Raw genomic sequence first — 21,696 nt, 5'->3', positions numbered from 1 at the left:
CCTTCGCCTGTTGTCCCGGGTCGTCTTCGGGACTATGATCACCGATAGTTGTTGAAAACGAAACTAGTTTGGTCGGAGAGAGGCCGGGAGATGGATCACACGGAGGCCGGGATCGAAGCCGGGGTCGAGGTCCTCACCGCCCGCGACGTCCCGCTGGGCGGACCTCGGGCGATGACCGTACGACGCACCCTGCCGCAGCGGGCCCGGACGCTCATCGGGGCCTGGTGCTTCGCCGATCACTACGGCCCCGACCGGGTCGCCGACTCCGGCGGCATGGACGTGGCCCCCCACCCGCACACCGGACTCCAGACCGTCAGCTGGCTGTTCAGCGGGGAGATCGAGCACCGCGACAGCCTGGGCACCCACGCCTTCGTGCGGCCCGGCGAGATCAACCTCATGACCGGGGGCCACGGCATCAGCCACACCGAAGTCTCCACCCACTCCACCACCGTGCTCCACGGCGTCCAGCTCTGGGTGGCCCTCCCCGGCGAACACCGCCACGCGCCCCGCGAGTTCCAGCACCACGCACCCGCGCCGGTCCGCGTCGACGGCGCGGAACTGCGGGTCTTCCTCGGCACCCTCGCCGGCGCCGCCTCCCCCGTCCGCACCTTCACCCCGCTCCTCGGCGCCGAAGTGCTGATCGACGCCGGGGCCACCCTCACCCTCGACGTCGACCCCGGCTTCGAACACGGGCTCCTCGTCGACGAGGGCGACGTCCGCCTCGGCACAACTCCCCTGCGCCCGGCGGAACTCGGCTACGCCGCCCCCGGCCGCACCACGCTCACCCTCACCAACAACTCCGAACGCCGGGCCCGAACAGTCCTGCTGGGCGGCCCGCCCTTCGAGGAGGAGATCGTGATGTGGTGGAACTTCATCGGCCGCAGCCACCAGGACATCGTCGAGGCACGGGAGGAGTGGGAACGGGCCTCCGACCGCTTCGGCAGCGTCGACGGCTACCCCGGCGGCCGGCTCCCGGCCCCCGCCCTGCCCAACGCCGTGATCACACCCCGCAAGAACCCCTCCCACCGCTGAACACCACACCGAAAGGCCCGTCATGAGCGACCAGACCACCACCCCCGCCGTCCGCCGCGTCGACGCCCGCCACCGCTACGAGATCCTCGTCGACGGCGAACACGCCGGCCTGACCGCCTACCGCGACCGCGACGACCAGCGGGTCTTCTTCCACACGGAGATCGACGACGCCTACGCCGGCCGGGGACTCGCCGCGATTCTCGTCGAAGAGGCCCTGGCCGACGTCCGCGCAGCCGGGATGCGGATCGTTCCCGTCTGCCCGTACGTGGCCAAGTACCTCACCAGGCACCAGGAGTTCGCGGACATCACCGACCCCGTCACCCCCGAGGTCCTCACCTGGCTCGACGCCCGACTGGGACGCTGACTCCTTGACGGGAAACCGCGTCCAGTGTCGCCGGGCGCGGCCTGCTTCCCGGACGGGGCACCTGTCCGTTGAACAGGACACAGGTGCCGCGGGCGTCGATGAGGACGGTGGCGGCCGCCACCACGCCCCGCCGGATCAGTTCGCCCGTTCCGTGCCGCGCGACGCGTCATCGGGAAGACACGTTCGCGACTCCTCGTCCAGGAGGGGACACCGTCGCGGCATTCCCTCACGCGGCGCCGGGGCCACAAGACTCCTCCGGCGCACTTCGACGCTCATGTCGGGAATGACGGGTGCGTTCCTGTCCTCGGCCATGAAGCTGATCTGCGACGTCGGACTGGACGGGGAGGCGAGCGTCATGATCCAGCCGTGGTTCATGACCTCCTCGAAGCCGAGCAGACCGTAGAACTCCCGGCTCTCCCGTACGGACTCCGACCGGACATCGGGTACGACGCGGCGAACGGACATCGGCAACTCCCGAGTGACAGGTCAGGCCAGGCCCGAGGCGATGGCGCGGCGGACGGCGTCCGCGCGGTCGCGGATCCCGGCCTTGGCGAACAGGTTGTTGATGTGGGTCTTGACGGTGGCCTCGCTGATGAAGAGCCGCTCGGCGATGCCCCGGTTGGGCAGGCCCCGGCCGATCAGCGCGAGGACCTCGCGTTCACGGGGGGTGAGGTCATCGGGCAGGGGCCGGTCGGGCGAGGGTGCCCTGGTCCTGACGGTGGCGAGGAGGCGGTCCTGGACCTCGCGGTCGAGTACGGACTGGCCGGCGGCCGCGGCCCGGATCGCGCGGGTGATGTCCTGGCGGCCGGCGTTCTTGGTCAGGTAGCCGCGGGCTCCCGCGCCCAGCGCTCCGAGGATCGAGTCGTCGTCGGCGAAGGTCGTCAGGACGACCACCGCGACCTCCGGGTGCTCCCCGGCCAGCCGGCGGGTCGTCTCGATGCCGTCCATGACGGGCATCCTCAGGTCCATCAGCACCACGTCCACCGGGCCGGCGGCGACGGCCGCCAGCACCTCGGTGCCGTTCGCCGCGGCCGCGACGACCTCGATGTCCTCGGCCAGGGCGAGGACCGCGGCCAGGGGCTCGCGGACGGCGGCCTGGTCGTCGGCGACGACCACTTTCAACGGCTGCTGCTGTGCCACGTGTCCGGTCATTGCGGGATCACTGCCTCCACTTGCCAGTCGCCCTGGTGCGGGCCTTCGGTGACCGGGCCGGCTGTGAGCGTTCCCCCCAGCAGGGCGACGCGTTCGCGCATGCCGATCAGTCCCATCCCGCTGCCCGCACCCGGGACCGCCGGGCGCGTGGCGGGGCGGTTGCGGATCCTCAGCGCGGTCGATGCCGGGGCGAACGCCAGCTCCACGGCGACGGCTCCCCCGGGAGCGTGCCGGGCCGCGTTGGTCAGGGCCTCCTGGGCGATCCTCAGCAGGTGCCGGCCCGCCTGGGCGGGCAGCTCGCGCACGGTCCCGGTGACGGTGAGGACGTCCCGGTGACCCGAGGACGCGAGCATCGCGTCCAGGCTCTCCCGCAGCGGCAGCACGTCCTCGCGCAGGGCGTGCACGGTCCACTGTGCCTGCTTCAGGCTCTCCTTGACGAGGCTGTGCGCCTTGGCATGGGCCTCCCGGACCTTCTCCAGGTCCCCCGTGTCGATCAGCGCGTCCGCCAGCTCCAGCTGCATGTTGATCCCGGCGAGGGAATGCGCCAGGACGTCGTGCACGTCCCGTGCGATCCGGCTCCGTTCGCTCAGCACGGCGGTGCGCGCCTCGGCGCGGGCGGCGCGTTCGGCCGACTCCGCAGCGTCGATCGCCGCCCGGACGGCCTGCCGCCTGCTGCGGTTGACGATGCCGATCACGACCGGGACGCCGGTGGTGAGGCCGAAGACCCACGGCAGCGCCTCGTGCCCCGGTCCGAGGCGCAGGTACAGCACGGCACCGCAGAGCAGGCTGCACGCCCCGGCCAGGACGAGGGCGGGCCTGGGGTCCAACCGGTATCCGATGTGTCCGGCGAGGAAGAAGGCGAAGAGATAGCCCGTTCCGCTGCTGCTCAAGCCGATCAGGGCGGCCGCCGCGAGGACCCCGAGCGAGAGCCACACGACGGCGATGCGCTGCGGGACCCTGTGCTCGGGCAGCCGACGGGCCAACAGCGCGGCGGAGTTGACCACGAACAGGACGGCGACGGCCAGGCCGCGGCCGCTCGGTCCCATGGGCCGGATCGTCAGGAGCCCCACGACGACGACCGCGACGGAGACCACCCACTGCGCGCGCGGATCGTACCCCGGTACGGGGCGCACCCCCGCGCCCCGGTCGGTGTCGTCGCCGGGGTGCGGGGCGCGCGGGTCTGCGGGCACATGCCGAAGATACGGCACGGTCAGACCGTGGGGGCGGGTACGGGCAGGGTACGGGCCGTCCGGACCGCCCGGCTGCGTACGTAGATCGTGGCCACCCGGGTGACGACCTCGGTGAGTGCCATCAGGACGAAGGCCGTGACCCACGCCTGCCGGCCGGTGATGTGGTGCGCGAGGCTGAACCGGGCGACGTCGGCGGCGCCGCCGCCGTGCCCCACCCAGGTCTGGAACCCCATCCGGGCTCCCATGCCCGCGACCCACAGGACGGCCGACACGGCGCCGGCCTTGATCAGGAGGTCTCCGTCGAGGGTGCGGATGCGGGTGTGGATCCCCCCGGCGATGCCGAGCGCGGCGCCCACGACCGTCAGGGCCCCGATCAGGACGAGGTCGTTGCCGGCGGTGGGGACGGAGTCCAGGTACGAGTACCCCACGAAGGCCACGATCGCCAGCGGGAGCAGGAAGGTCTTGTGGTCGAGGCGGCCCTCCCGCAGCTGCCGGAAGACGATCAGGACAAGGGCGATGTCGGTGATCCACTCGGTTGCTGTCATGCCCTCCAGACTGCGGCGATGCCGCTCTCCGCGCCTGGACCCCGGGGTGGAGAAGGGGGTGGAGATCCGGGCCGGCCCTCCCTGCCGCCAGGCCCTCCGGGGCCGGTGCCCGCCGCCTGGATGCGTACGTGGGCCTCCACCGCGGACCGCCGGCTCGCTCAGGCCGGTGCATCCGCCTCCGCCGCGAACGGGGAAATGCTGATGGAGGTGTACGCGATGAGCGACGCGCACGGGCTGCGGCCACCGGAGTCGGTACGGGAGTACCCCCGTCCACCGAGCGTGGAGCCGGACGACCGGCATGTGGTGATACGACATCGGGGAGTGACGGTTGCCGACTCCCGGGGTTGCCGGCGCGTCCTGGAGACGAGCCATCCCCCCGTCTTCTACGTGCCACGCCACGATGTGCGCACCGACCTGCTGTCCCGGTCACGGACGGAGACCTTCTGCGAGTGGAAGGGCTTGGCCACCTACTGGACGCTCGTCATGGGCAGGGACACCGTCACCGATGCGGCCTGGAGCTATGAGGCTCCCGCGGCCGGCTACGGGGAGATCGCCCGATACCTGGCGTTCTATCCGGGCAGAGTCGATCTGTGCACGGTCGACGGCCAGCGCGTACGGGCCCAGCCCGGTGACTTCTACGGCGGCTGGATCACAGGCGAGATTCGGGGCCCGTTCAAGGGCGGGGCGGGAACCGGCCGCTGGTGAATTCCTGCCGATCCGTCGTGTCCGGGCACCCCTGAGGCCAGCCGACTTCTTCGCACGGAACCCCTGTGGCAGTGCCTCGGCGCCGGAATGCGCGGCAGCCGCACCGGTCAGCCGTCATGGATTCGGCCGCAGGGCCATATTTCCACCAAGTAAGTCAAGACTTACCTTCAGGGATCTCCGACCGTATGGTGTGGGCCGGATCGAAGGAGCCCTGTTGTCGAAAATGAATGGCCCCACAGTGCGCGCGGTCGCATCGGAGCGGGATTATGTGTCCTCCGTGTACAAGTTGCTCTCCGAACGGCTTTCCGAGGCACGAGCTCACCGGGCGAGTGTGCTGAAGGACCCGGCGGAAGGCGCCGGTGAGGCATACGAGAAGGAAATCGCCGCCGAGCGCCTGGCCAGGGAAATCGGCCGACTGGAGGGTGCAGAAAAGGGGCTGGTCTTCGGACGCCTCGACCGGACGGACGGAACGGCCCTGCGGATCGGGCGGATCGGACTGCACACGGAGGAGGACGACCTGCCTCTGCTCGTGGACTGGCGCGCGAACGCGGCACGGCCCTTCTACGAAGCGACACCGGTCCACCCGATGGGCCTGCGGCGGCGCCGGCACCTGCGGCTCGAGGAGCGCACGGTCGTCTCGGTGAGCGACGAACTGCTGGACGGGTCCGCCCCGACCGACGAGGACGTCGTGGGCGACGGCCCGCTGGCCGAGGCCCTGTCGGCACGGCGTACGGGCAGGATGCACACGGCCGTCGCCACCCTGCAGGCCGAGCAGGACGAGATCGTCCGCTCCTCCCACCGCGGGGTGACCGTGGTGCAGGGCGGGCCCGGCACCGGCAAGACGGTGGTCGCCCTGCACCGGGCGGCCTACGTCCTGTACGCGTTCCCGCGCGCCGCACAGGAGGGGGTCCTGGTGGTGGGCCCGAACGCCCGGTTCCTCGACTACATCTCCCAGGTCCTTCCCTCACTCGGGGAGAGCGACGTCGTGCTGGCGACCTGCCGGGAGCTGGCCGGAGTGTCCACGGACGCGGCGGACCCGTTCGATACGGCGCGTCTCAAGGGCTGCTCCGAGCTCGCCGACGCCCTGGCCGGCCTGCTGCGCGTCCGCCAGGCCCCCGCCGGAGACTTCACCGTGCGGGTCGGGCAGGAAGTCGTCCGCCTGCCCCCCGAGGAGGTCGCCTCGGCACGCGACGCCGCCGTGGCGGCCGCAGCGGGGCACAACCCCGCGCGCCGGGTGTTCAGGGAGCTCTTGGTGGATGCCGTCACCGACGCGATGCAGCGGGACATGGGCGACCTCCTGGAGCAGATCGACGCCGACGCCGAGAGGATGACGGGCATGGACCTCGACCGGTTCACGGGAGCCGCCCGGCGCCGCGTCGAAGGTGCGGCCGACTCCGGTCCGGCCCACGAGCTGGACCTGGACGCCATCCGAGCCGATCTCCTCGACGACGCCGGCGTCGACCGGGCGGTCGAGGTGTTGTGGCCGCGGCTGGTGCCCGGTGACCTCGTGAAGGCGCTCCTGACGGACGCCGACGCACTCGCCGAGCGCCTGCCCGGACTGACCGTACGGGAGCGGTCCCTTCTCCTGCGTGGTCCGGACGACCCGTGGACCGATGCGGATGTGCCGTTGCTGGACGAGGCGGCGAGCCTGGTCGACGGTCCCCCCGAGCGGACCTTCGGGCACGTCGTCGTCGACGAGGCGCAGGAGCTGACCTCCATGCAGTGGCGGATGATCGTCCGCCGCTGCCCGGGCAGGGCGATGACGCTGGTGGGCGACTTCGCCCAGGCGGGCCCGGTCGCGACCGCACGCGACTGGAAGGAAGCGTTGGGCCCCCACGTCGGACCGCGGTTCAGACTGCACCACCTGACCGTCAGCTACCGCACCACGCAGGAGATCCTGGAGAGCGTCCGGGACCTGCTCGCGCGGATCGCTCCTGACCAGAGGCCCACGAGGTCGCTGCGAAGCGGTGAGCGGCCTCGCACCGTCACCGCGCCTCCGGACGGGTGGGCCGCCTCCGTCGTTCAGGAACTCCGCGCCCAGATCACCGCGCACCCGGGCGAGCTGCTGGGGGTGATCTGCGCGGACACCAGGGTGAGCGAGCTGACGGCCCAGGGCATCGCCCACCTCGCACGCATCGTACCGGCGTCCGAAGCCCGCGGCCTGGAATTCGACGGGGTTGTCGTCATGAACCCCGAGGAGATCATCACGGCCCGCCCCGGCGGGGAAAGGGACCTGTACGTGGCCCTGACCCGGGCAACCAAGCGCCTGTGCACCCTCACCGTCCGGCCCGCCTGACGACTCGGGCACCCGCGCCCCGCCCGCTGTGCAGCGCGTGTCTCCGGTCGTCCGCCCGGCTTCGGAAACCGCGCCGTCCATCGATCCGGAATTCGCCGGGCGTTTTCCCGGTCCACCTGGTCCGGAGAGGCGAGCCGTATGCCTGACGCCGGAGGGCGCGGTGGAGAGAAACAGGAAATCCTGACCCGGTGGAGAACTCCCAGAGGAATCGGCGCCCTATTGACTTTCTGCATCGCCACGGGGTCCGCCGTTTTCGGATTCATCACGAGCACCGGCGGGGGCGGTACATTTCCTGGCTCGACTCGACCGGCTACTCCTCGGGCTCCCAACGGAGGCAGCCGTCCGCCGAGGAGGCGGCAATGATCCACGTGGTCCGCACGATGCTCGCTCCCCGCCCGATGCAGGACGCCCTGATGTACTTCGCGGACTTCGCGCACGCTCAGGACTGGGACCCCGCGACGGTCTCGTGCGTCCGCCTGGACCAGGGACCCGTGCGGCCGGGCTCGCGGTGGCGCAACGTCTCCCGCTTCCGCGGACGCACGAGCGCACTGGCCGGCTCGCCGGCGAGGAGCAAGGGCTACGTCGCGGAGACGGGCAGCGGCGGCGTCACCCACCGAATGGCAGCGGTGACCACGCGGCCGCCGGGCCCCGCCACGGGCAACAACAACCGCACGGTGAGAGGCAGCCCGAGCTGGGCCCTGACCCATCGGGGCAGCAGACCTGCCGCCGCTGCCGCCAGCAGGGCGTACGGAACACGTACGGCGCCCGGCAGTGGAGGATGCGACAGCAGGTAGTCGGTGGTCGCGCGCGATGCCGCGGTGGGTCGGAGCTCCCCGCGGTATGCGCCGAGACGGGCGGTCAGCCCCTCGCGGGTTTCCGGCGGCTTTTCCACTCCCAGCCGGCGCGCGACGTACGCCATGTCGGCCACGTACCCGTCCTGTCCGGGACCGTCCAGAGGCCGGCGCCCGTAGCGCTGGTAGGCCCGCAGGAAGCACTCGGTCTCGGCGCTGTGGACCCAGGCGAGCAGGTGCGGATCACCCGCCCGGTAGGCCACGCCCTCGGCAGTCACCCCTTCCACACGCTCGTGCACAGCTCGTAGCCGCAGCACGGCCTGCGCCGCGTCCTGGGCCGTGCCGAAGGTGGTGACGGCCAGGAACGTGCTGGTGCGCTGGAGCCGGCCCCAGGGGTCCCCGCGGAACCCGGAGTGCGCCCAGACGGCCTCCATGGCGACCGGGTGCAGCGACTGCAGCAGCAGAGCGGCGAGCCCCCCGACGTACATCGAGGCATCCGCATGCACGATCCGGATCGGGCGGCCGGGTGCGAACCAGCGCGGCCCAGGAGCCCCGTGGATACGGGCACGCCGCTGCCGCGCCGCCGGGCCGGCCACCCGGAGCAGCAGTTCCTCCCCTGCCCGGGCCCTGAGCCCGGGCAGGAGTGAGCCTGGCCACCGCACGCACCCAGCATCTCTCGCTTCGGCCTGCCGCGCCGCCCGGACCGCAGGCGCTCCCAGAGGAGGCCGCGGCGGGCGGCCGGAGGCGGGCCGGCCAGGAGAACGGACCGGACCCGGAAGGCGACGGCGCGCCGGTTCCCTTTCGGAGGGCGCGCCGCGCCGCTGCCCGGGGCGGAGAGGGCCCGACCAGGCCCGTGTGCGAGCAGACCCGTCAGGACTCCGCCTACTTGGGCGCGGTCCAGACCTGGCGCTTGTCTCCGCCCGCCGTGTACAGCTGTACCGCCGTACCGTTGTCGGTCTTGCCGCCGGTCACGTCCAGTACCTTGCCGGAGGCCACGTGCACGATCTGACCCTTGGCGTTGACCGTCCAGCGCTGCGCGGGCGAGCCGTTGCAGTCGTAGAGCTGGATCTTGTTGCCGTTGGTGGCCAGATTACGCGAGTCGTCCAGGCACTTGCCCAGCGCGCGGAACGTGCCGTCCTTGCCGAGGATCCACGACTGGGCGACCGAGCCGTTGCAGGCGTACAGCTGGATCTGTGTGCCGTTGGCCGCCTTGCCGCCCTTGACGTCCAGGCACTTGCCGCCCAGGCCCGTCACCTTGCCCTGCGGGGGCAGCGCGGCACCGGCCCCGGCGGCGAGCAACCGCAGCCCCTGTACGTCGAACTGCTGGACGTAGCTGCCCGCCCGCTTGTCCTGGTACGCGTATGTGGGCGAGCACATGACCGGGAACTCCCCGGAGTCGGTGCCCTTCACGCAGTCGCCCTTGGTCAGGCTGCGGTTGGCGTGGGTGAGACCGAGCGTGTGGCCTATCTCGTGACTGACGTGGTTCCTCATGTACGTCTCCCCCATCGCGGCCGTGGGCTTGCCCTGCGCCGTGAAGAACGAGTCGTCGATGTAGGCGTGTCCGCTGGTCACGGTCTGCGACACGGAGGAGTTGGTGAAGCCGCAGCTGAGGTTGGCGGTCCCGGAACCGTCGCGGACCACCTTCCAGCCGGTGCTCCCCATGGTGCCCTCGTCGGCGGGCGGTACGCACGGGCGGTGCAGCACGCCGACGATCACCTCACCCTTGACGCGGACGTGGTCCCAGCCCACGGGACTGGTGTCGACGGTGACCGGCAGCGTGGTGATCCGCTGGAGGTCGGCGGCCGTGGCCTTCGCGTACGGGGCCAGCCAGTCCGCGGACTTCTGGTCGTAGAACCTGATCGTGTAGCCGGTTGTCAGCCACTTGGTGGCGCCGCTCAGCTTCCACCCTTCACCCGAGGGCGGATTGGTGGTGCCGGCCCCGGCGGCCGCGATGATGCCCGAGCGCGGTGCGCTCGCCGCCGTGTCGCCGAGCGTCAGCACGCCGCCTTTGAATGCCGTGTTGTCGCTGGTGTAGGTGGCGGAGTCCGGCGCGTGGGCGTCCGGCGCGTCCTCGATGGGCGGGACCGTGACCGTCTCGGCGGCCTCCGGTCCACTTCCGGAGTCCTCGGTACCGAACGCGGTGGGGGCGAGCAGGCCGCCGCCCACGGTCGCCGCCACGGCACAGGCCGCCATCACTGCCTTTCGGCGCTTGCCTATGAATGCCAAATCCCCGTTACCTCTCCTTGTGAAAGCTCCCGGCCGGTACCCACCAGGGCTCAGAGCACCGGGAGTTGATCAGATGATAGGAGAGGAGGGAACCGCTGCCTCCACCGCCCGGCACGCGCGCACTCAGGACCGGACCGGCCCGGCCGCGATCGGCCCTCCCGACGGCCACCTCCCCGGCAGGTCTCCGTCGTCGGCACGCCGGCTGAGGGCGCTGGTCTGCCGGTTAGCCTTCGCCCGCGTCCTCCCACCGGTCCTGCGGCGCGGCCGAGAGTCAGACCTCACCGCCCTGTGCGTGTGCGTCCTTCGCGTCCCATGAGGCGCCTGCGTCCCGGGCGATCCGCCGCCGTCCGCCAGGCCGGACTCCGCCTCGCCGCCGCCATCTTCATCCGGTCGGCGAGACGATCCCGAGGAAACGCCCTCAGCACGACCCGGTGCGGGTGCCGCGCCGGGCCCGCCGCAGCGCGGAGTGGACCAGCCAGCCCGCGGCGGCGCCGACCGCGTACCAGGCCAGGTCGGGCGCGTTGAAGGTGGAGCCGAGCACGAGACGGGCGAGGGTGCTGCGCCGGGAGAGCTCCGCGGGCACCGGACCGAGCTGGAGGAACTCGACCGCCCAGCTGGCGGCGAGCGCGATGGCGGCGGCCCGCACGGGCGACAGCCGCGGGGCGGCCGTGACGACGAGCGTCAGGAGCAGGACGGTGTACAGCGCGTCGCCGCCGTACTTGGCCACGTCCCCCGCCGCCACCGCCCTGAGCCCCAGCCCCGCGCCGACGGTCAGCGCGGCCGCCGCCACCGCCGCCGCGCGGGTGCGGGCCGGCCGGGCGGGGGCGGGGTCCGGTGCGGCGGGGTCCGTGATCTCACGGTCGGGGTGCGTGGGTGCGGAGGCCATCCGATCATGGTGCCGGATGCCCGGGCCGGGCCCGTCCGGGGCCCGGGGCATACGCCGGGCCGGCCGTGGGCAACGGGTTCACCTCCGCTTCGTGAGCCGTTCGACCGCCGCGTCGTAGCGTGCCTGGAGCGCCGCGTCCGGCGACACCCGCAACAGGGCGCCGAGCGCCCGTACCGCGCCGTCCTCGTTGCCGGACGACTCCGCTTCCCGGGCCGCCAGGTCGAGTTGCGCGATGCCCTCGGCCTCCTCCCCGAGGCCCAGCAGCGCTTCTCCCCGCACCATGAGGAGCAGGATCCGGGTCACGTCGGCCGTGCCCGACCGGTCCTCGAAGGCCAGCGCATCGTCCGCCGTGTCGAGGGCCTGGCGCCATCTCCCCGCGTCGGCCCAATGCCGGGCGAGATGCTGCATGGCCAGCCGCTCGATGGTCCGGTCGCCGGCCTTGCGGGCCAGCCCGACCGCCCGCCGGCATCCCTCCGCGGCCTCGTCCAGGCCGCCGAGCGCGGCCTGTGCCAGGGCCAGGACGATCAGGGCGTTCGCCTCGCCCACCGCGTCACCTGCCCGGGAGGCGAGTGTGGAGGCGGCCCGCAGGTGAGTGAGCGCCTCCGGGATGCGTCCTTCCTCGGTCAGGACCCAGCCGAGCACGTTCAGCACCCGCGACTCACCGTACTCGTCCGCGTCGGCGCGGGCCGCCTCGAGCCCGGTCTCCAGCAGGGGGACCCAGCCGTCCCGTACCCGCCACACCATCAGCGGCCAGAGCGTCATGACGATCCGCCAGGTCCGGTCGTGCAGTCCGGCGGCGTGCGCCGCGGCCGCCGCCTGCGTGAGGTCGTCCCTCTCGGCGGCGTACCAGGCCACGGCGGCGGACCGGTCGGCGAACTCGCGCACGGCGACGGGCGGCAGGTAGTCCGCCGGCAGCGGGAAGCAGTCCTCGTTGCCGGGCTCGGCCGCCGCCACGGCCGCGAGGGCCGTGGCGATGTAGTGGTCGAGCACGCGCTTGAGAGCATCGGGCCCGGCGGCGAGGCTGCGCGCGTAGAGGCGTACGAGGTCGTGCATCGTCCATCGGCCGGGCGCCGACTCGGTGACGAGGTGCGCGACGGCCAGCCGCTCCAGGGAGGTCTCGGCGGCTGCCGGATCCGTGTCCGCGAGGGACGCCGCCGCGTACCGGTCGACATGCGTGCCGGGGTGGCGGCCGAGATGGGCGAACAGACCGGAGGCTTCCCGTGGGAGCTGTTGCAGCGTCAGCCGCAGCGCCGCGCGCACGCCGGTGTCCTCCACGTCCAGCAGGCTCAGCCGGCGCGTCTCGTCGGACAGCTCGGCGGCCATCGCGTCCAGTGACCAGGAGGGCCGTTGCGCCAGGCGGGCAGCCGCCACCCGCAGAGCCAGCGGCAACCCGCCGCACAACTCGGCGAGCCGTCGCGCGGCCGCCGGCTCCGCGTGTACGCGTTCCGTGCCGAGTACCCCGGCGAGGAGCACCGTGCCGTCCTCCGGCCCGAGCACGTCGACGGCGACGGGCGTGGCGGTGTCGGTGACGATCAGCCCCGGCAGCCGGTGCCGGCTGGTGACGAGGGTGGCGCAGTGCCTGCCTCCCGGCAGGAGCGGCCTGACCTGCTCGGAGTCGCGCGCGTTGTCGAGTACCACGAGGAGCCGGCGTTCGGCGGCGAGCGACCGGAACAGCGCGGCGGCGCCGTTCACCGACTCCGGTATCCGCTCGTGCGGCACGCCGAGCGCCAGGAGGAACTCGCGCAGCACCTCCATGAGGGCGGGCTCGCCAGTGTCGCCGAAGCCGCGCAGGTCGGCGTAGAGCCGCCCGTCGGGGAATCCGGCACGGCCGTGGTGGGCCCAGTGCAGCACAAGGGCCGTCTTCCCGACCCCGGCGGGCCCGATGACCAGGCAGACGGGAGCCTCGCCCGCGGCGGCCCGGGACAGAGCGGCGAGCTCGGCCATACGTCCGTGGAAGCCGCGCGGCGCGCGCGGCAGCAGGTCGGGCGCGCCGGCCCGCACAGCGGCATCCGGTACGGCGGCGGGTGGCGCGGCGTCCGTCCCGGGGGCCCGGCGGGGGCGCCCCAGGCTCGCGGTGTGCTCCAGCTCCCGGGCGCCGGCCGCGTCCAGGCCCAGGGCTGCGGCCAATGCCTGCACGGTGCGGCGCTGCGGTCCCCGGGACCGTCCGCGCTCCATGTACGACAGCGCCCGCACGCTCACGCCCGCCGCATGCGCCAGCTCTTCCTGGCTCAGCCCGGCCCTCGTCCGCAGACCGTGCAGGAGCGCGGCGAAGCTGCTGGTGGCCGGTGTGCCGGTGTCCATGTGTGGAAATCCCCTGGTCAGTGCGGCCCAGCCGAAACGCCGTACCTCGCCTGCAAAAGTATGCACGACTCTACTTTTGCGGGTGAAACGCTGCACCCAGCGGGGTGGTTCCTGGCTCCCGGTCCGCCGCGGGGCTGCCCCGGGCCGTCATCGGGTGCCGTCGAGCACCCGTCGCCGCAACGCGAAGACCCGGTCCGGCACCGCTGCATGCGGTGCCGGACCGGGTCCGTTGATCGTGTTCCTGCCGGTCGTCGCTGTCGCCGGTCGTCAGTGCGAGGGGCAGGAGGCCTGGGTGACCTTGCCGGCCTTCGCGGTCGACGTCGAGGGGTCCAGCGTCAGGCACTTGCCGGTCCACTGGTTGATGAAGTAGTAGCCGCGATCCTGCCCCTGGGCCCCGAGGTTCACGGGGATGACGTTCCACAGCTGGCTGCCGGAGAACGACTTGGTCTCGCAGGGCCACCAGAAGAGCTGCGTGCCGTCACCGGGCGGCGTGCCGTTGTTGTAGGGGATGGTCAGGCAGGTGCCGTTGCCGGCCTTGAGCCAGTAGTAGCCCTTGCCGTCGTAGTCCGGCTTGGTGGCCGTCCACTGGTGGCTGCTGGGCACCGGGTCGGCGCAGGCGCGCTGCGTCACCAGGCCGCCGCTGCCGTCCGTGAACTCGTCACCGCGCACCATGCAGCGGTTGGAGCCGTAGGTGCTGCGGTACTGCTTCCCGTTGACCAGCCACACGGCCGGGTCCGGCGGATAGACATAGGCGTCCTTGTTGAGCCCCTCGACCACCGAAACGGGGTTGACGCCCGGGGTGTCGCTCTTCTCGTAGAAGTTGACCGCCACGAAGTTCGGGGCCCGGCCGGTGACGCCTCGGCACGTCTCGACGCGCCTTTTGAGGGCGTTGCCGTTGTGGCCCGCGGCGAGGTCCTGCGGGTTGATCGCGTCGGAGTTGAACTGGTTCATCGTGAACAGCGGCGTCAGGTTGGTCGTGCCCGGCATGACCTTCGTGGTCAGCGGCTGGCTGTGGTCCCGAACCGCGCAGCCCGACGGGGCGTTGCCCGTGCCGTAGCCGTACTTGTTCTCCACCGTGTGCGACCACGTGTTCATCAGGGTTCCGGACCCGACGGCCACGTCGTCCCAGCTGTCCTGGAAGATCACCAGGCGCTGGTTGTCGGCGACCATGTCGCGCAGCCGGGGCCAGTTGTTGCTGAAGATGCCGTACTTGTTCTGGTCGAACAGCAGCTTGCCGGCGCCCTTGGCATCCAGCATGGCAGTGAGGTCCCTGGTGAGCGTCGGCCGGCTGGCGTAGTTCTCCAGGAAGAGCGTCACCACCTCCTGCGGGTTCTTCTGCAGGAAGTTGATGACGGTCAGCAGCGCGGACTTGAAGTCCTCGTAACAGGTGACCCGGCTGGTATGGCACAGCCCGACGGGACCGGAGCCGTTGGGGTCGTAGGTGTCGAGCATCAGCCCGCGCACCCCGCCCTCGAGCTGTTCCTTGATGGACTGGGACTGGTTCGGCGGGAGCGGGAGCTGAGACCAGTCGTCGGCGAACGCGTTGTGCGAGGTCACCCAGGACCACTGGTCGTAGCGCGCAGAGCCGTACTTGCCGGTGTCCGCCGCGACCGCGCCCGTCGGCGCCGTCAGCATCGAGGCGAGGACGAGGAGCGGGAGCGCCGGCAGCGCGAACAGGCGCAGCAGGCGGGCACGGCGGCCGGAGCCCGGACGGGGCACGGCACGACTGGTTCTCATGGTGAATTTCCCTGGTGGAAAGCGGTCGCCGGCATCCGCGGGCGCGGTGCGCGGGCGACCTGGAGTCTGTAGGTTCCCCCCGGTCCGTCGCGCAGCCGCGCACGAGGGGGTGTGGAGGTGAGCGACGGACCGGCCCGGCTGGGGCTGGTCGGCCCCCTCCGGGTCGCCACCAGCGAACCGCGGCGGGAGGGAGCCGACCAGGCAATTCCACCGGCAGAAGTACGGCCCGGCGTACTTGTGCCGGTGAGGACGGGGCGGACCGGCCGAAGGGTGTTGCAGAGGCTTGGTTCTGCCGACCAGGTCCTGCCGGTGAGCGTCTCTGCCGGCCGAACCTCACGATGCGGCAGTGGACTCCGGACCCGAAACCATCCGCGTCAGCGTGCGCCGGGACGCATCGCGGCCGCCGTGTCCGCCGCAACGGCCGGCGCGTCGGTCAGCGGTCGGTCGAGCAGTCGCACGAGGTCGGGGCTGGAGTTGCCGAGGAACCCGTGGCGGACGCCGGTGGCGATCGAGGCGAGCATCGGCGGCTGGAACGGCAGCAGAGCGTCGTCCGCGAGGAGCCGGGCGCGGTACTCGCCGAGCCCGATCGTTCGGTGGGCGACGCCGAGACGTACGGCGACATCGCCGGCGGTGATCGGTTCGCCGACCAGGTCGTAGGTCTTGTCGACGTGCGCGCTCGGGTGGCCGGCGACGATGGCAGCGGCTGCGGCCAGGTCCGCCCGAGCCACCGCGGAGAGAGCGCCATCGCCGAAAGCCGACTCCAGGCCCTCGTGTGTCCACGTCAACAACGCCCCGAAGAGCTCGGCGTAGAGCCCGTTGCGCAGGATCGTCCACCGGAGGCCGCCGGCCTTGACCAGGTCCTCGGTGGCGCGGTGGGCGAGCGCGAACCCGAGGTGATCCCCGGCGCCGGTCAGGCTGGTGTAGATCACGTGCGCGACACCGTCTCGGACCGCAGCGTCGAGAAGGGCCCGGTGACGAGCGATGACCTGGTCGTCCTCGGCATAGCCGGCCGAGACCAGGACCAGTGTCGAGACACCGGTGAGGTCCAGGCTGGCGGAGTCGTCGAAGTCCAGGTGGCGCTGCCCGTCGGTGGGCGTCCGGCTGCCGCCCACGGCGGGCACCTTCCGGTCGGCCAGCTCCTGGAGCACAAGGGAGGCGAGCTGTCCGTTCGCGCCGGTCACCATGATCATTGCGGTTCGATCTCCTGCCGTGGTTCTCTTCAGTAACTACGGCGATCCTGAACCGGCCGCGGTCGGCCCACAAGGAGGCAGTCTCTTGTCAGTGACGCACACCGATGTAACCGCTGGACCCGCAGAGCTGGAACCGTGCGGGCAGCCGGACCACCCCGATTGCGGGATCCGCGACGTGCTCGACCGCGTGGGCGACAAGTGGTCGGTCCTCGTGATCGTCGAACTCACGCAGGGGGCGCGGCGCTTTCGCCAGCTTCAGCGCGCCATCGACGGAATCTCCCAGCGGATGCTGACGCTCACCGTGCGCCGGCTGGAACGCGACGGGCTGGTACTGCGGACCGTCTACCCGACCGTGCCTGCCCAGGTCGACTACCGGCTCACCGGGACCGGCGCAAGCCTGACCCACCTCGTCAAGGCCCTGGCCGACTGGTCGCTCGAACACCGGAGCACCATCGCCCATGCCCGCGAGGCGTACGACGCTCGCCATCCCGACAACGAGATCCGATGAGCGTGAACATCAACCACGTCACGACCCACAACAACCCGCCGGGGCACCAACGGGCGGGGCACGCTCCTGAACGAAGTACAGGCCCACGGCCGTGATCTGGTGCTACCCCTCGTAGGGCCCGGGCCCGGGCCCCGGCCCTGGGTCAGGCTGCGGCGCGGAAGACGTGGGCCGCCATCGGCGCGGTGACCGGCCCGGGGCCGAGGCGGGCCGTCATCTCCGCGAGGACGGTCTCCCGGACGGCAGGCCCACCGCCGCGCTCCTCCACGGCCGCGCGCACCGGCGTACCCGTGAGGTACCCGGTGACCAGATCGGCGATCGACTCGGCCCGGCCCTGGAGAGTGACTGCGTGCTGCTCCTCGACGACGAACCCCGCGGCCGTCAGGTCCGCCACCGCAGCGGCCGGGTCGGCGTAGCCGTGCGGAACCGTCGGGAAGAACCGCGGCGGGTCGACCGGGAAGGCCCGCTCCAGGCCTGCCTGCAGGGCGACTTCGAAGGCGTGCTCCTCGATCGGACCCCACGTGTTGAACAGGAACCGGCCGCCCGGGGCCAGGACCCGCCGGACCTCACCGAAGGCCGCTACCCGGTCGGGAAAGAACATGACGCCGAACTGGCAGACCACCAGGTCGAAGGCCTCGTCCGGGAAGGGGAGCCGCTGTGCGTCGGCCTGCCGCCAGACCGCCCCCGGAGCACGGGCGGACCCGAGGTCGACCATCGCACCGTTCAGGTCGGTGGCCGTCACCTCGGCCGGCGGCGGCGTCATCGCAAGGAGCATCGACGTCAGCACACCCGTCCCGGCTGCCAGTTCGAGGACGCGCCGGGGGCGGAGGGCCGCTGCCCGCGCGGTCAGGTCCTCGGCGAAGGGCCGGAAGACCACCGGCACCAGGTACTGCTCGTACACCGCCGGCATCGACTCCGACCACGTGTGGTCGGCCTGGGTTCCCGTCACTCCCCAGACGCTAGTACCGACCGGGCGACATCGCAGCCCCGCCGCGCCGCCGGCCGCGCGCTGAAGCCGGGGCAGGCCGACAGCCCTGCGGCCCCTGCCGCAGGTGGCCGCCGGCCGAAGTGCGGGCGTCTCGGGACGGGCCGGTCCCGCCGGAACGGCCCGTCCCCGTCCAGAGCCTCCTCAGGGCCTTGGCAGGGTGCGCGGTCACCCGGCGGCCACGGCGCGGTCGAGCTCGGCCGCCGGAAAGGGCGTCCGCTTGCTCTCCCTGAGCAGCCTGCGGTGGAAGGCGTCCAGGATCACGGCGGTCCGGGCGTGCCGTTCGATGATCGCCGCGATCTCCGGCGCCACCCCCTCGGGCCTTCGGCCGGCGATCCACTCCTCCAGGAAGACGTCGGTCTCCCTGTCGCCGCGGAGGCGGTCCACGAGGTGGTGGCGGAGCAGGTGGCCCGCGGTGTAGTGGCGGTCGTACGCGAGGTGGTCCGAGAGGAACCGCCCCTCGGCCGCTGAGAGCTCGAAGCCCGAGCTCAGGGCCAGTCCGAAGTCGGCGAAGTAGATCAGCCGGCCGTCGGTCAGGACGTTGCGGAAGTGGGCGTCGAAGTGCACGAGGCCGCGGGCGCTCATGAACGCCGCTCCGCGAGCCAAGGCGTCCTCCGCCCAGGAGTAGGGGGAGGCGGGGGCGGTCGGCGCAGCGTTCTTCCGCTGCTCGTGCAGCCACGCGCCGAGCGTCTGCGGCACGTGCTCGAGGAAGAGCACCAGGCTGTGGGAGGACCGGCCGATGGCCTCCAACCGTTCGCGAACGGCCCGGGAGCCTTCCCAGTGGGCGACCGCTCCTTCCACTCCCCCGAACTCGTCCATGAAGTCCTCGGGCGGGGAATCGGGCACGACACGCCAGTGGTACATGAGGGGGAATCCCTCGTACTCCCCCGCCAGGACCCAGTTGCTGGTCATGGTGTGAACCGCGAGCTCCCGCCAGGCACCGAACCCCGCCGAGCCCACTCCGTACTGGTAGAACGCCGGCAGGCCGAAGAGGTTCGCCGTGGACCGTACGTTCTCCGGCTGGATCTCGAGGTCCGTCAGCGGCACCCTCTTGACGAAGACCCGTGTCCCGTGGACGTCCAGCTCCGCAGACCTGCCTCCGATGCCGGAGCCGGCCGGACACGCGGACGCCACCAGGTCACCGAGCCGCCGGTCGCTCAGCAGCGCCAGACGCGTCGACACCGTCCCGTAGGCGGCCAGACGCGCGGCGTGCCGGGAATCGGAGCGGCGCGTCAACGGCTCCTCGGTGCCCCCACGCGGGACGTCGGCGATCATGCGTCCCCTCCCCCCTCCCTCGCTGAGCGGCCACGGCGCCGGTCCGCGCTGTCACCGCGGACCAGCTCGAACGCCGTCGGCTTCCGTCCGGCAGGGTTCAGGAACGCGGCGCGGGCCTTCTCCGGCCGGCCCGGTCCCAGGGTATCGGTGCTCTGGGGTGCCGGGCGGTTCCCCACATCGCCGGGCCCATGGTGACGAGCGGGGCGCGCGGCCCCGGGCCGGGCTCCTGGCGGGCGCCCCCGGCACGGCGCGCGACGGGGACGTCGTCGCCGCGTACGCGCGGCTCACGGAACATCCCTGCACGTGCTGGGCGCCCTCGACCGCTTCGCCCGCCGGTCGTGGGGACGGGAGGAGCGGCGCGCCCGGCAGGCCGGCCCCGTCGAGCTATCGGTCGCGGGTGACGCTCCAGGCCGGCATGTGCTCGAAGAACGCCACGGCGTCCGGCCGCCAGCGCTCCCGCCACGTCGCGGCCTGGGCCGCGGCCTCGCCTGCGTACCGGTCGGCGTCAGCCCCTAGCTGCCGGTCGATGCCGTGCGCTCGCGCGATGCCGCGGATGCGGTCGAGGGTGACGTCGTCACAGGCGGGGGCACCCAGGGCATCGTTCAGCAGCTTGCGTTCGTTCGCGTCGCAGACGGCCAGAAGGGCGCGGACGGCGTAGCTGCGGCGACCGGAGCGGATGTCGGAGCCGACGGGTTTGCCGAGGGACTCCGGGTCTCCGAACAGGTCGAGCCGGTCGTCGTGGATCTGGTTGGCGATGCCCAGGGCGGTGGCGTAGCGGCGCAGTTCGCCGTCGTACGGGGAGAGGTCGGCACCGGCGGCGAGCAGGCCCAGACGGAGTGGGGCGAGGACGGAGTAGCGGGTGGACTTGTACTCGGTGACCTCGTGCAGGAGCCCGGTGTCGGGCGCGGGGTGGAAGTCGCGTTCGAGGTCGATGAGTTGGCCTCCCACGGTGGCGGCCGCGGTGTCGGCGTGGACGGCGGCCATGGCCAGGGCGCGGTCGGGTGGCAGTGTGCCGGTGAGCAGGACACGGCCGGCGAGGAAGGCGGCGAGGTCGCCGGCGAGGATGGCAAGGGCGAGCGCGGTGTCGGGCCGGTCCGGGAAGTCCTGGCGGTACGCGTAGTAGGTGGAGGGGCCGCCGCGGCGAGTGGGTGCGTCGTCGATGATGTCGTCGTGGATCAGGCCGTGGGTCTGCAGCAGCTCGATGCTGATGGCGGCCTCGTCCAGTCCGGGCACGTCCTCGTCGGTGACCAGGGCCGCGGCTTCGCGGAGCAGGATCACGCGCAGCCGCTTGCCGCCGCGCAGCGACAGCTCACGCACCAGTTGGAGGGCGCGGGCGGGGAAGGCGCCCTGCCGCGGTATCTCCAGGCTGCTGCCCGCGGGGTCGGTCAGGGAATCGAGGTAGGCGGCGAAGCGGGCGTCGAACCGGCGCTGATGGCCGGCCGCGCGCCGCCAGGCGGCGGTGAGGGCGTCGTTCACCGGCCCAGCCTGCCACGTGCCGCGCACCGGGCGCTTCCGCTGCGGATCCGGCCGGGTCCACGTCGAGACGGCGGAGCCGGCTCGGTCGTGAACGGCGCCGGGCTCCCGGTGATCCAGCAGCCGTGTGAGCCGGTCGCGCACCGTCCACCGCTCGACAGGGCGCCCGGGGGCGCGACGAGCCCGGCTCGGTCACCGGGTACTGGACCACCGGCTGCCGGCCGCGGGCATGGACCACCGCGAGGTGGGGGCGGCCGAAGACGCTGGGGATGAAGGTGACGCCGTTGCCGTGGGCGTGCGTCACCCCCGTTCCCCACGGCGCCGGCCCCCTTCGAAGGGGGCCGGTGCGCGCTCTCGGCCCTAGCGGACCAGGTGGCTGCGGCGGAGTCGGATGGCGAGGATGACGACGTCGACGATCAGCACGGCCACGCCGATGAGGAGGAGGTAGAACAGGCCTTCGGCGAGTGCTCCGACGAAACCGAGTACGACGGCGACGAGGAGCAGGAGCAGGAACAGGGCCATCGGGTCCTCCCGTGGGAGTGGTCAGCGGCGGGCCAGGCGCCGCTCGCCGCCCGATCCCGGCTCGTGGGTCAGCTTGTAGTGGGCGAAGAGCGGCGGTTCGTCCTCGGCTGCCAGAACGTCGTCGGTGCCCATCGAGGGGGAGGACTTGACCGCCTTCCGGGAGTACGCGACCTTCAGGTAGCCCGGCCCGACCGTTGCTCCGGCCAGGGGTACGAACACCAGGCGGCGGCGGGTCGGCAGGCCGACGGTGATGGTGGCGAAGGTCGGCTGGTCGGTGGCCGTGTCGACGTACACCGACTCCATCGTGCCGATCTTGCTGCCGTCGGAGTCGACCACCTCGTGGCCGCGCCACTCCCGGATGTCACTCGCTTCGAACATCGACTCTCCGCTTCCTCTGCGGTCACACGCGTCGTCGCAGGTCTTCACGCACCTTGTCGTGCCGGGTCGGACCTGGCGGCTACCCGTCCGGTGGGCGCTCACACCATCCCTTGAAGATCAACACGATCCTCAACCTCACGAGG

The 21,696-nt window shown here is 72.1% G+C and carries 20 protein-coding genes and 1 pseudogene; 5 read left to right on the top strand and 16 right to left on the bottom strand.

All coding sequences use genetic code 11. The annotated features are described in order from the left end of the window. Positions 1–90 precede the first annotated feature (90 nt). Positions 91–1,032, top strand: a complete 942-nt coding sequence (locus tag ACFY15_RS30310) for a pirin family protein (RefSeq protein WP_390690046.1) — start codon at positions 91–93, stop codon at positions 1,030–1,032. Between the two features lie 22 nt (positions 1,033–1,054). Continuing rightward, on the top strand, positions 1,055–1,396 hold the full coding sequence (locus tag ACFY15_RS30305; RefSeq protein WP_390690045.1) for a GNAT family N-acetyltransferase: 342 nt from the start codon (positions 1,055–1,057) through the stop codon (positions 1,394–1,396). A gap of 135 nt (positions 1,397–1,531) precedes the next feature. Here ACFY15_RS30305 and ACFY15_RS30300 read toward each other — a convergent pair whose 3' ends face one another. Genes ACFY15_RS30300 through ACFY15_RS30285 form a run of 4 tightly spaced genes read right to left on the bottom strand, consistent with a single transcriptional unit; the run spans position 1,532 to position 4,283 of the window. Further along, a complete protein-coding gene (locus ACFY15_RS30300; RefSeq protein ID WP_390690044.1) occupies positions 1,532–1,861 on the bottom strand; it encodes a glyoxalase in 330 nt (109 codons plus the stop codon). Between the two features lie 21 nt (positions 1,862–1,882). After that, positions 1,883–2,548 carry a response regulator gene (locus ACFY15_RS30295; protein WP_390690043.1) on the bottom strand — a complete coding sequence of 222 codons (666 nt, stop codon included), beginning with the start codon at positions 2,546–2,548 and terminating at the stop codon, positions 1,883–1,885. Further along, positions 2,545–3,756, bottom strand: coding sequence for a sensor histidine kinase (locus tag ACFY15_RS30290; RefSeq protein ID WP_390690042.1), 1,212 nt, complete (start codon positions 3,754–3,756; stop codon positions 2,545–2,547). The genes ACFY15_RS30295 and ACFY15_RS30290 overlap by 4 nt, the downstream gene beginning before the upstream one ends. A 2-nt stretch (positions 3,757–3,758) precedes the next feature. Next, complete coding sequence (locus tag ACFY15_RS30285; RefSeq protein WP_390690041.1) at positions 3,759–4,283, bottom strand: hypothetical protein; 525 nt, start codon at positions 4,281–4,283, stop codon at positions 3,759–3,761. 216 nt (positions 4,284–4,499) lie between these two features. Between ACFY15_RS30285 and ACFY15_RS30280 the strand changes: the two genes are divergently transcribed. Continuing rightward, positions 4,500–4,988, top strand: a complete 489-nt coding sequence (locus tag ACFY15_RS30280; protein ID WP_390826430.1) for a DUF427 domain-containing protein — start codon at positions 4,500–4,502, stop codon at positions 4,986–4,988. Between the two features lie 223 nt (positions 4,989–5,211). Then, positions 5,212–7,284 carry a HelD family protein gene (locus ACFY15_RS30275; RefSeq protein ID WP_390826451.1) on the top strand — a complete coding sequence of 691 codons (2,073 nt, stop codon included), beginning with the start codon at positions 5,212–5,214 and terminating at the stop codon, positions 7,282–7,284. A gap of 577 nt (positions 7,285–7,861) precedes the next feature. On the opposite strand, the gene ACFY15_RS30270 is transcribed toward ACFY15_RS30275, so the two are convergent. From ACFY15_RS30270 to ACFY15_RS30245, 6 genes are all read right to left on the bottom strand, one after another. After that, complete coding sequence (locus ACFY15_RS30270) at positions 7,862–8,737, bottom strand: oxygenase MpaB family protein (RefSeq protein WP_390690038.1); 876 nt, start codon at positions 8,735–8,737, stop codon at positions 7,862–7,864. A gap of 220 nt (positions 8,738–8,957) precedes the next feature. Continuing rightward, positions 8,958–10,253: a ricin-type beta-trefoil lectin domain protein gene (locus ACFY15_RS30265; RefSeq protein WP_390826429.1), complete on the bottom strand. Its 1,296-nt coding sequence runs from the start codon at positions 10,251–10,253 to the stop codon at positions 8,958–8,960. A gap of 466 nt (positions 10,254–10,719) precedes the next feature. Beyond that, positions 10,720–11,187, bottom strand: a complete 468-nt coding sequence (locus tag ACFY15_RS30260; RefSeq protein ID WP_390690036.1) for a DUF2809 domain-containing protein — start codon at positions 11,185–11,187, stop codon at positions 10,720–10,722. Between the two features lie 78 nt (positions 11,188–11,265). Further along, entirely contained in the window at positions 11,266–13,488 is a 2,223-nt protein-coding gene (locus ACFY15_RS30255) for a helix-turn-helix domain-containing protein (RefSeq protein ID WP_390690035.1), read from the bottom strand. 267 nt (positions 13,489–13,755) lie between these two features. Continuing rightward, positions 13,756–15,225: an RICIN domain-containing protein gene (locus tag ACFY15_RS30250; RefSeq protein ID WP_390690034.1), complete on the bottom strand. Its 1,470-nt coding sequence runs from the start codon at positions 15,223–15,225 to the stop codon at positions 13,756–13,758. Positions 15,226–15,599: 374 nt separating this feature from the next. Continuing rightward, complete coding sequence (locus tag ACFY15_RS30245) at positions 15,600–16,415, bottom strand: NAD(P)H-binding protein (RefSeq protein WP_390826428.1); 816 nt, start codon at positions 16,413–16,415, stop codon at positions 15,600–15,602. A gap of 85 nt (positions 16,416–16,500) precedes the next feature. Between ACFY15_RS30245 and ACFY15_RS30240 the strand changes: the two genes are divergently transcribed. Further along, positions 16,501–16,923: a winged helix-turn-helix transcriptional regulator gene (locus ACFY15_RS30240; protein ID WP_390690032.1), complete on the top strand. Its 423-nt coding sequence runs from the start codon at positions 16,501–16,503 to the stop codon at positions 16,921–16,923. A gap of 142 nt (positions 16,924–17,065) precedes the next feature. On the opposite strand, the gene ACFY15_RS30235 is transcribed toward ACFY15_RS30240, so the two are convergent. The 6 genes and pseudogenes from ACFY15_RS30235 to ACFY15_RS30210 all read right to left on the bottom strand — a co-directional run bounded on the left by ACFY15_RS30235 (position 17,066) and on the right by ACFY15_RS30210 (position 21,553). After that, the gene (locus ACFY15_RS30235) at positions 17,066–17,830 is read right to left on the bottom strand and encodes a class I SAM-dependent methyltransferase (protein ID WP_390690130.1); all 765 of its coding nucleotides are present in this window, start codon (positions 17,828–17,830) and stop codon (positions 17,066–17,068) included. Positions 17,831–18,073: 243 nt separating this feature from the next. Then, a complete protein-coding gene (locus ACFY15_RS30230; RefSeq protein WP_390690031.1) occupies positions 18,074–19,180 on the bottom strand; it encodes a protein kinase family protein in 1,107 nt (368 codons plus the stop codon). A gap of 384 nt (positions 19,181–19,564) precedes the next feature. Then, positions 19,565–20,656, bottom strand: coding sequence for a polyprenyl synthetase family protein (locus ACFY15_RS30225; protein ID WP_390826427.1), 1,092 nt, complete (start codon positions 20,654–20,656; stop codon positions 19,565–19,567). 193 nt (positions 20,657–20,849) lie between these two features. Then, positions 20,850–20,957: pseudogene (locus tag ACFY15_RS30220) on the bottom strand (DUF5937 family protein); the annotation flags it as partial. Positions 20,958–21,013: 56 nt separating this feature from the next. After that, positions 21,014–21,175: a hypothetical protein gene (locus ACFY15_RS30215; RefSeq protein WP_390690029.1), complete on the bottom strand. Its 162-nt coding sequence runs from the start codon at positions 21,173–21,175 to the stop codon at positions 21,014–21,016. A 21-nt stretch (positions 21,176–21,196) separates the two neighbouring features. After that, positions 21,197–21,553: a PRC-barrel domain-containing protein gene (locus ACFY15_RS30210; RefSeq protein ID WP_390690028.1), complete on the bottom strand. Its 357-nt coding sequence runs from the start codon at positions 21,551–21,553 to the stop codon at positions 21,197–21,199. Between the last annotated feature and the right edge of the window lie 143 nt (positions 21,554–21,696).

This window comes from Streptomyces sp. NPDC001373, from assembly GCF_042895815.1.
GTDB lineage: Bacteria > Actinomycetota > Actinomycetes > Streptomycetales > Streptomycetaceae > Streptomyces.
The sequence above is the reverse complement of the archived record's forward strand: the minus strand, read 5'-3'. Positions and strand labels throughout refer to the sequence as shown.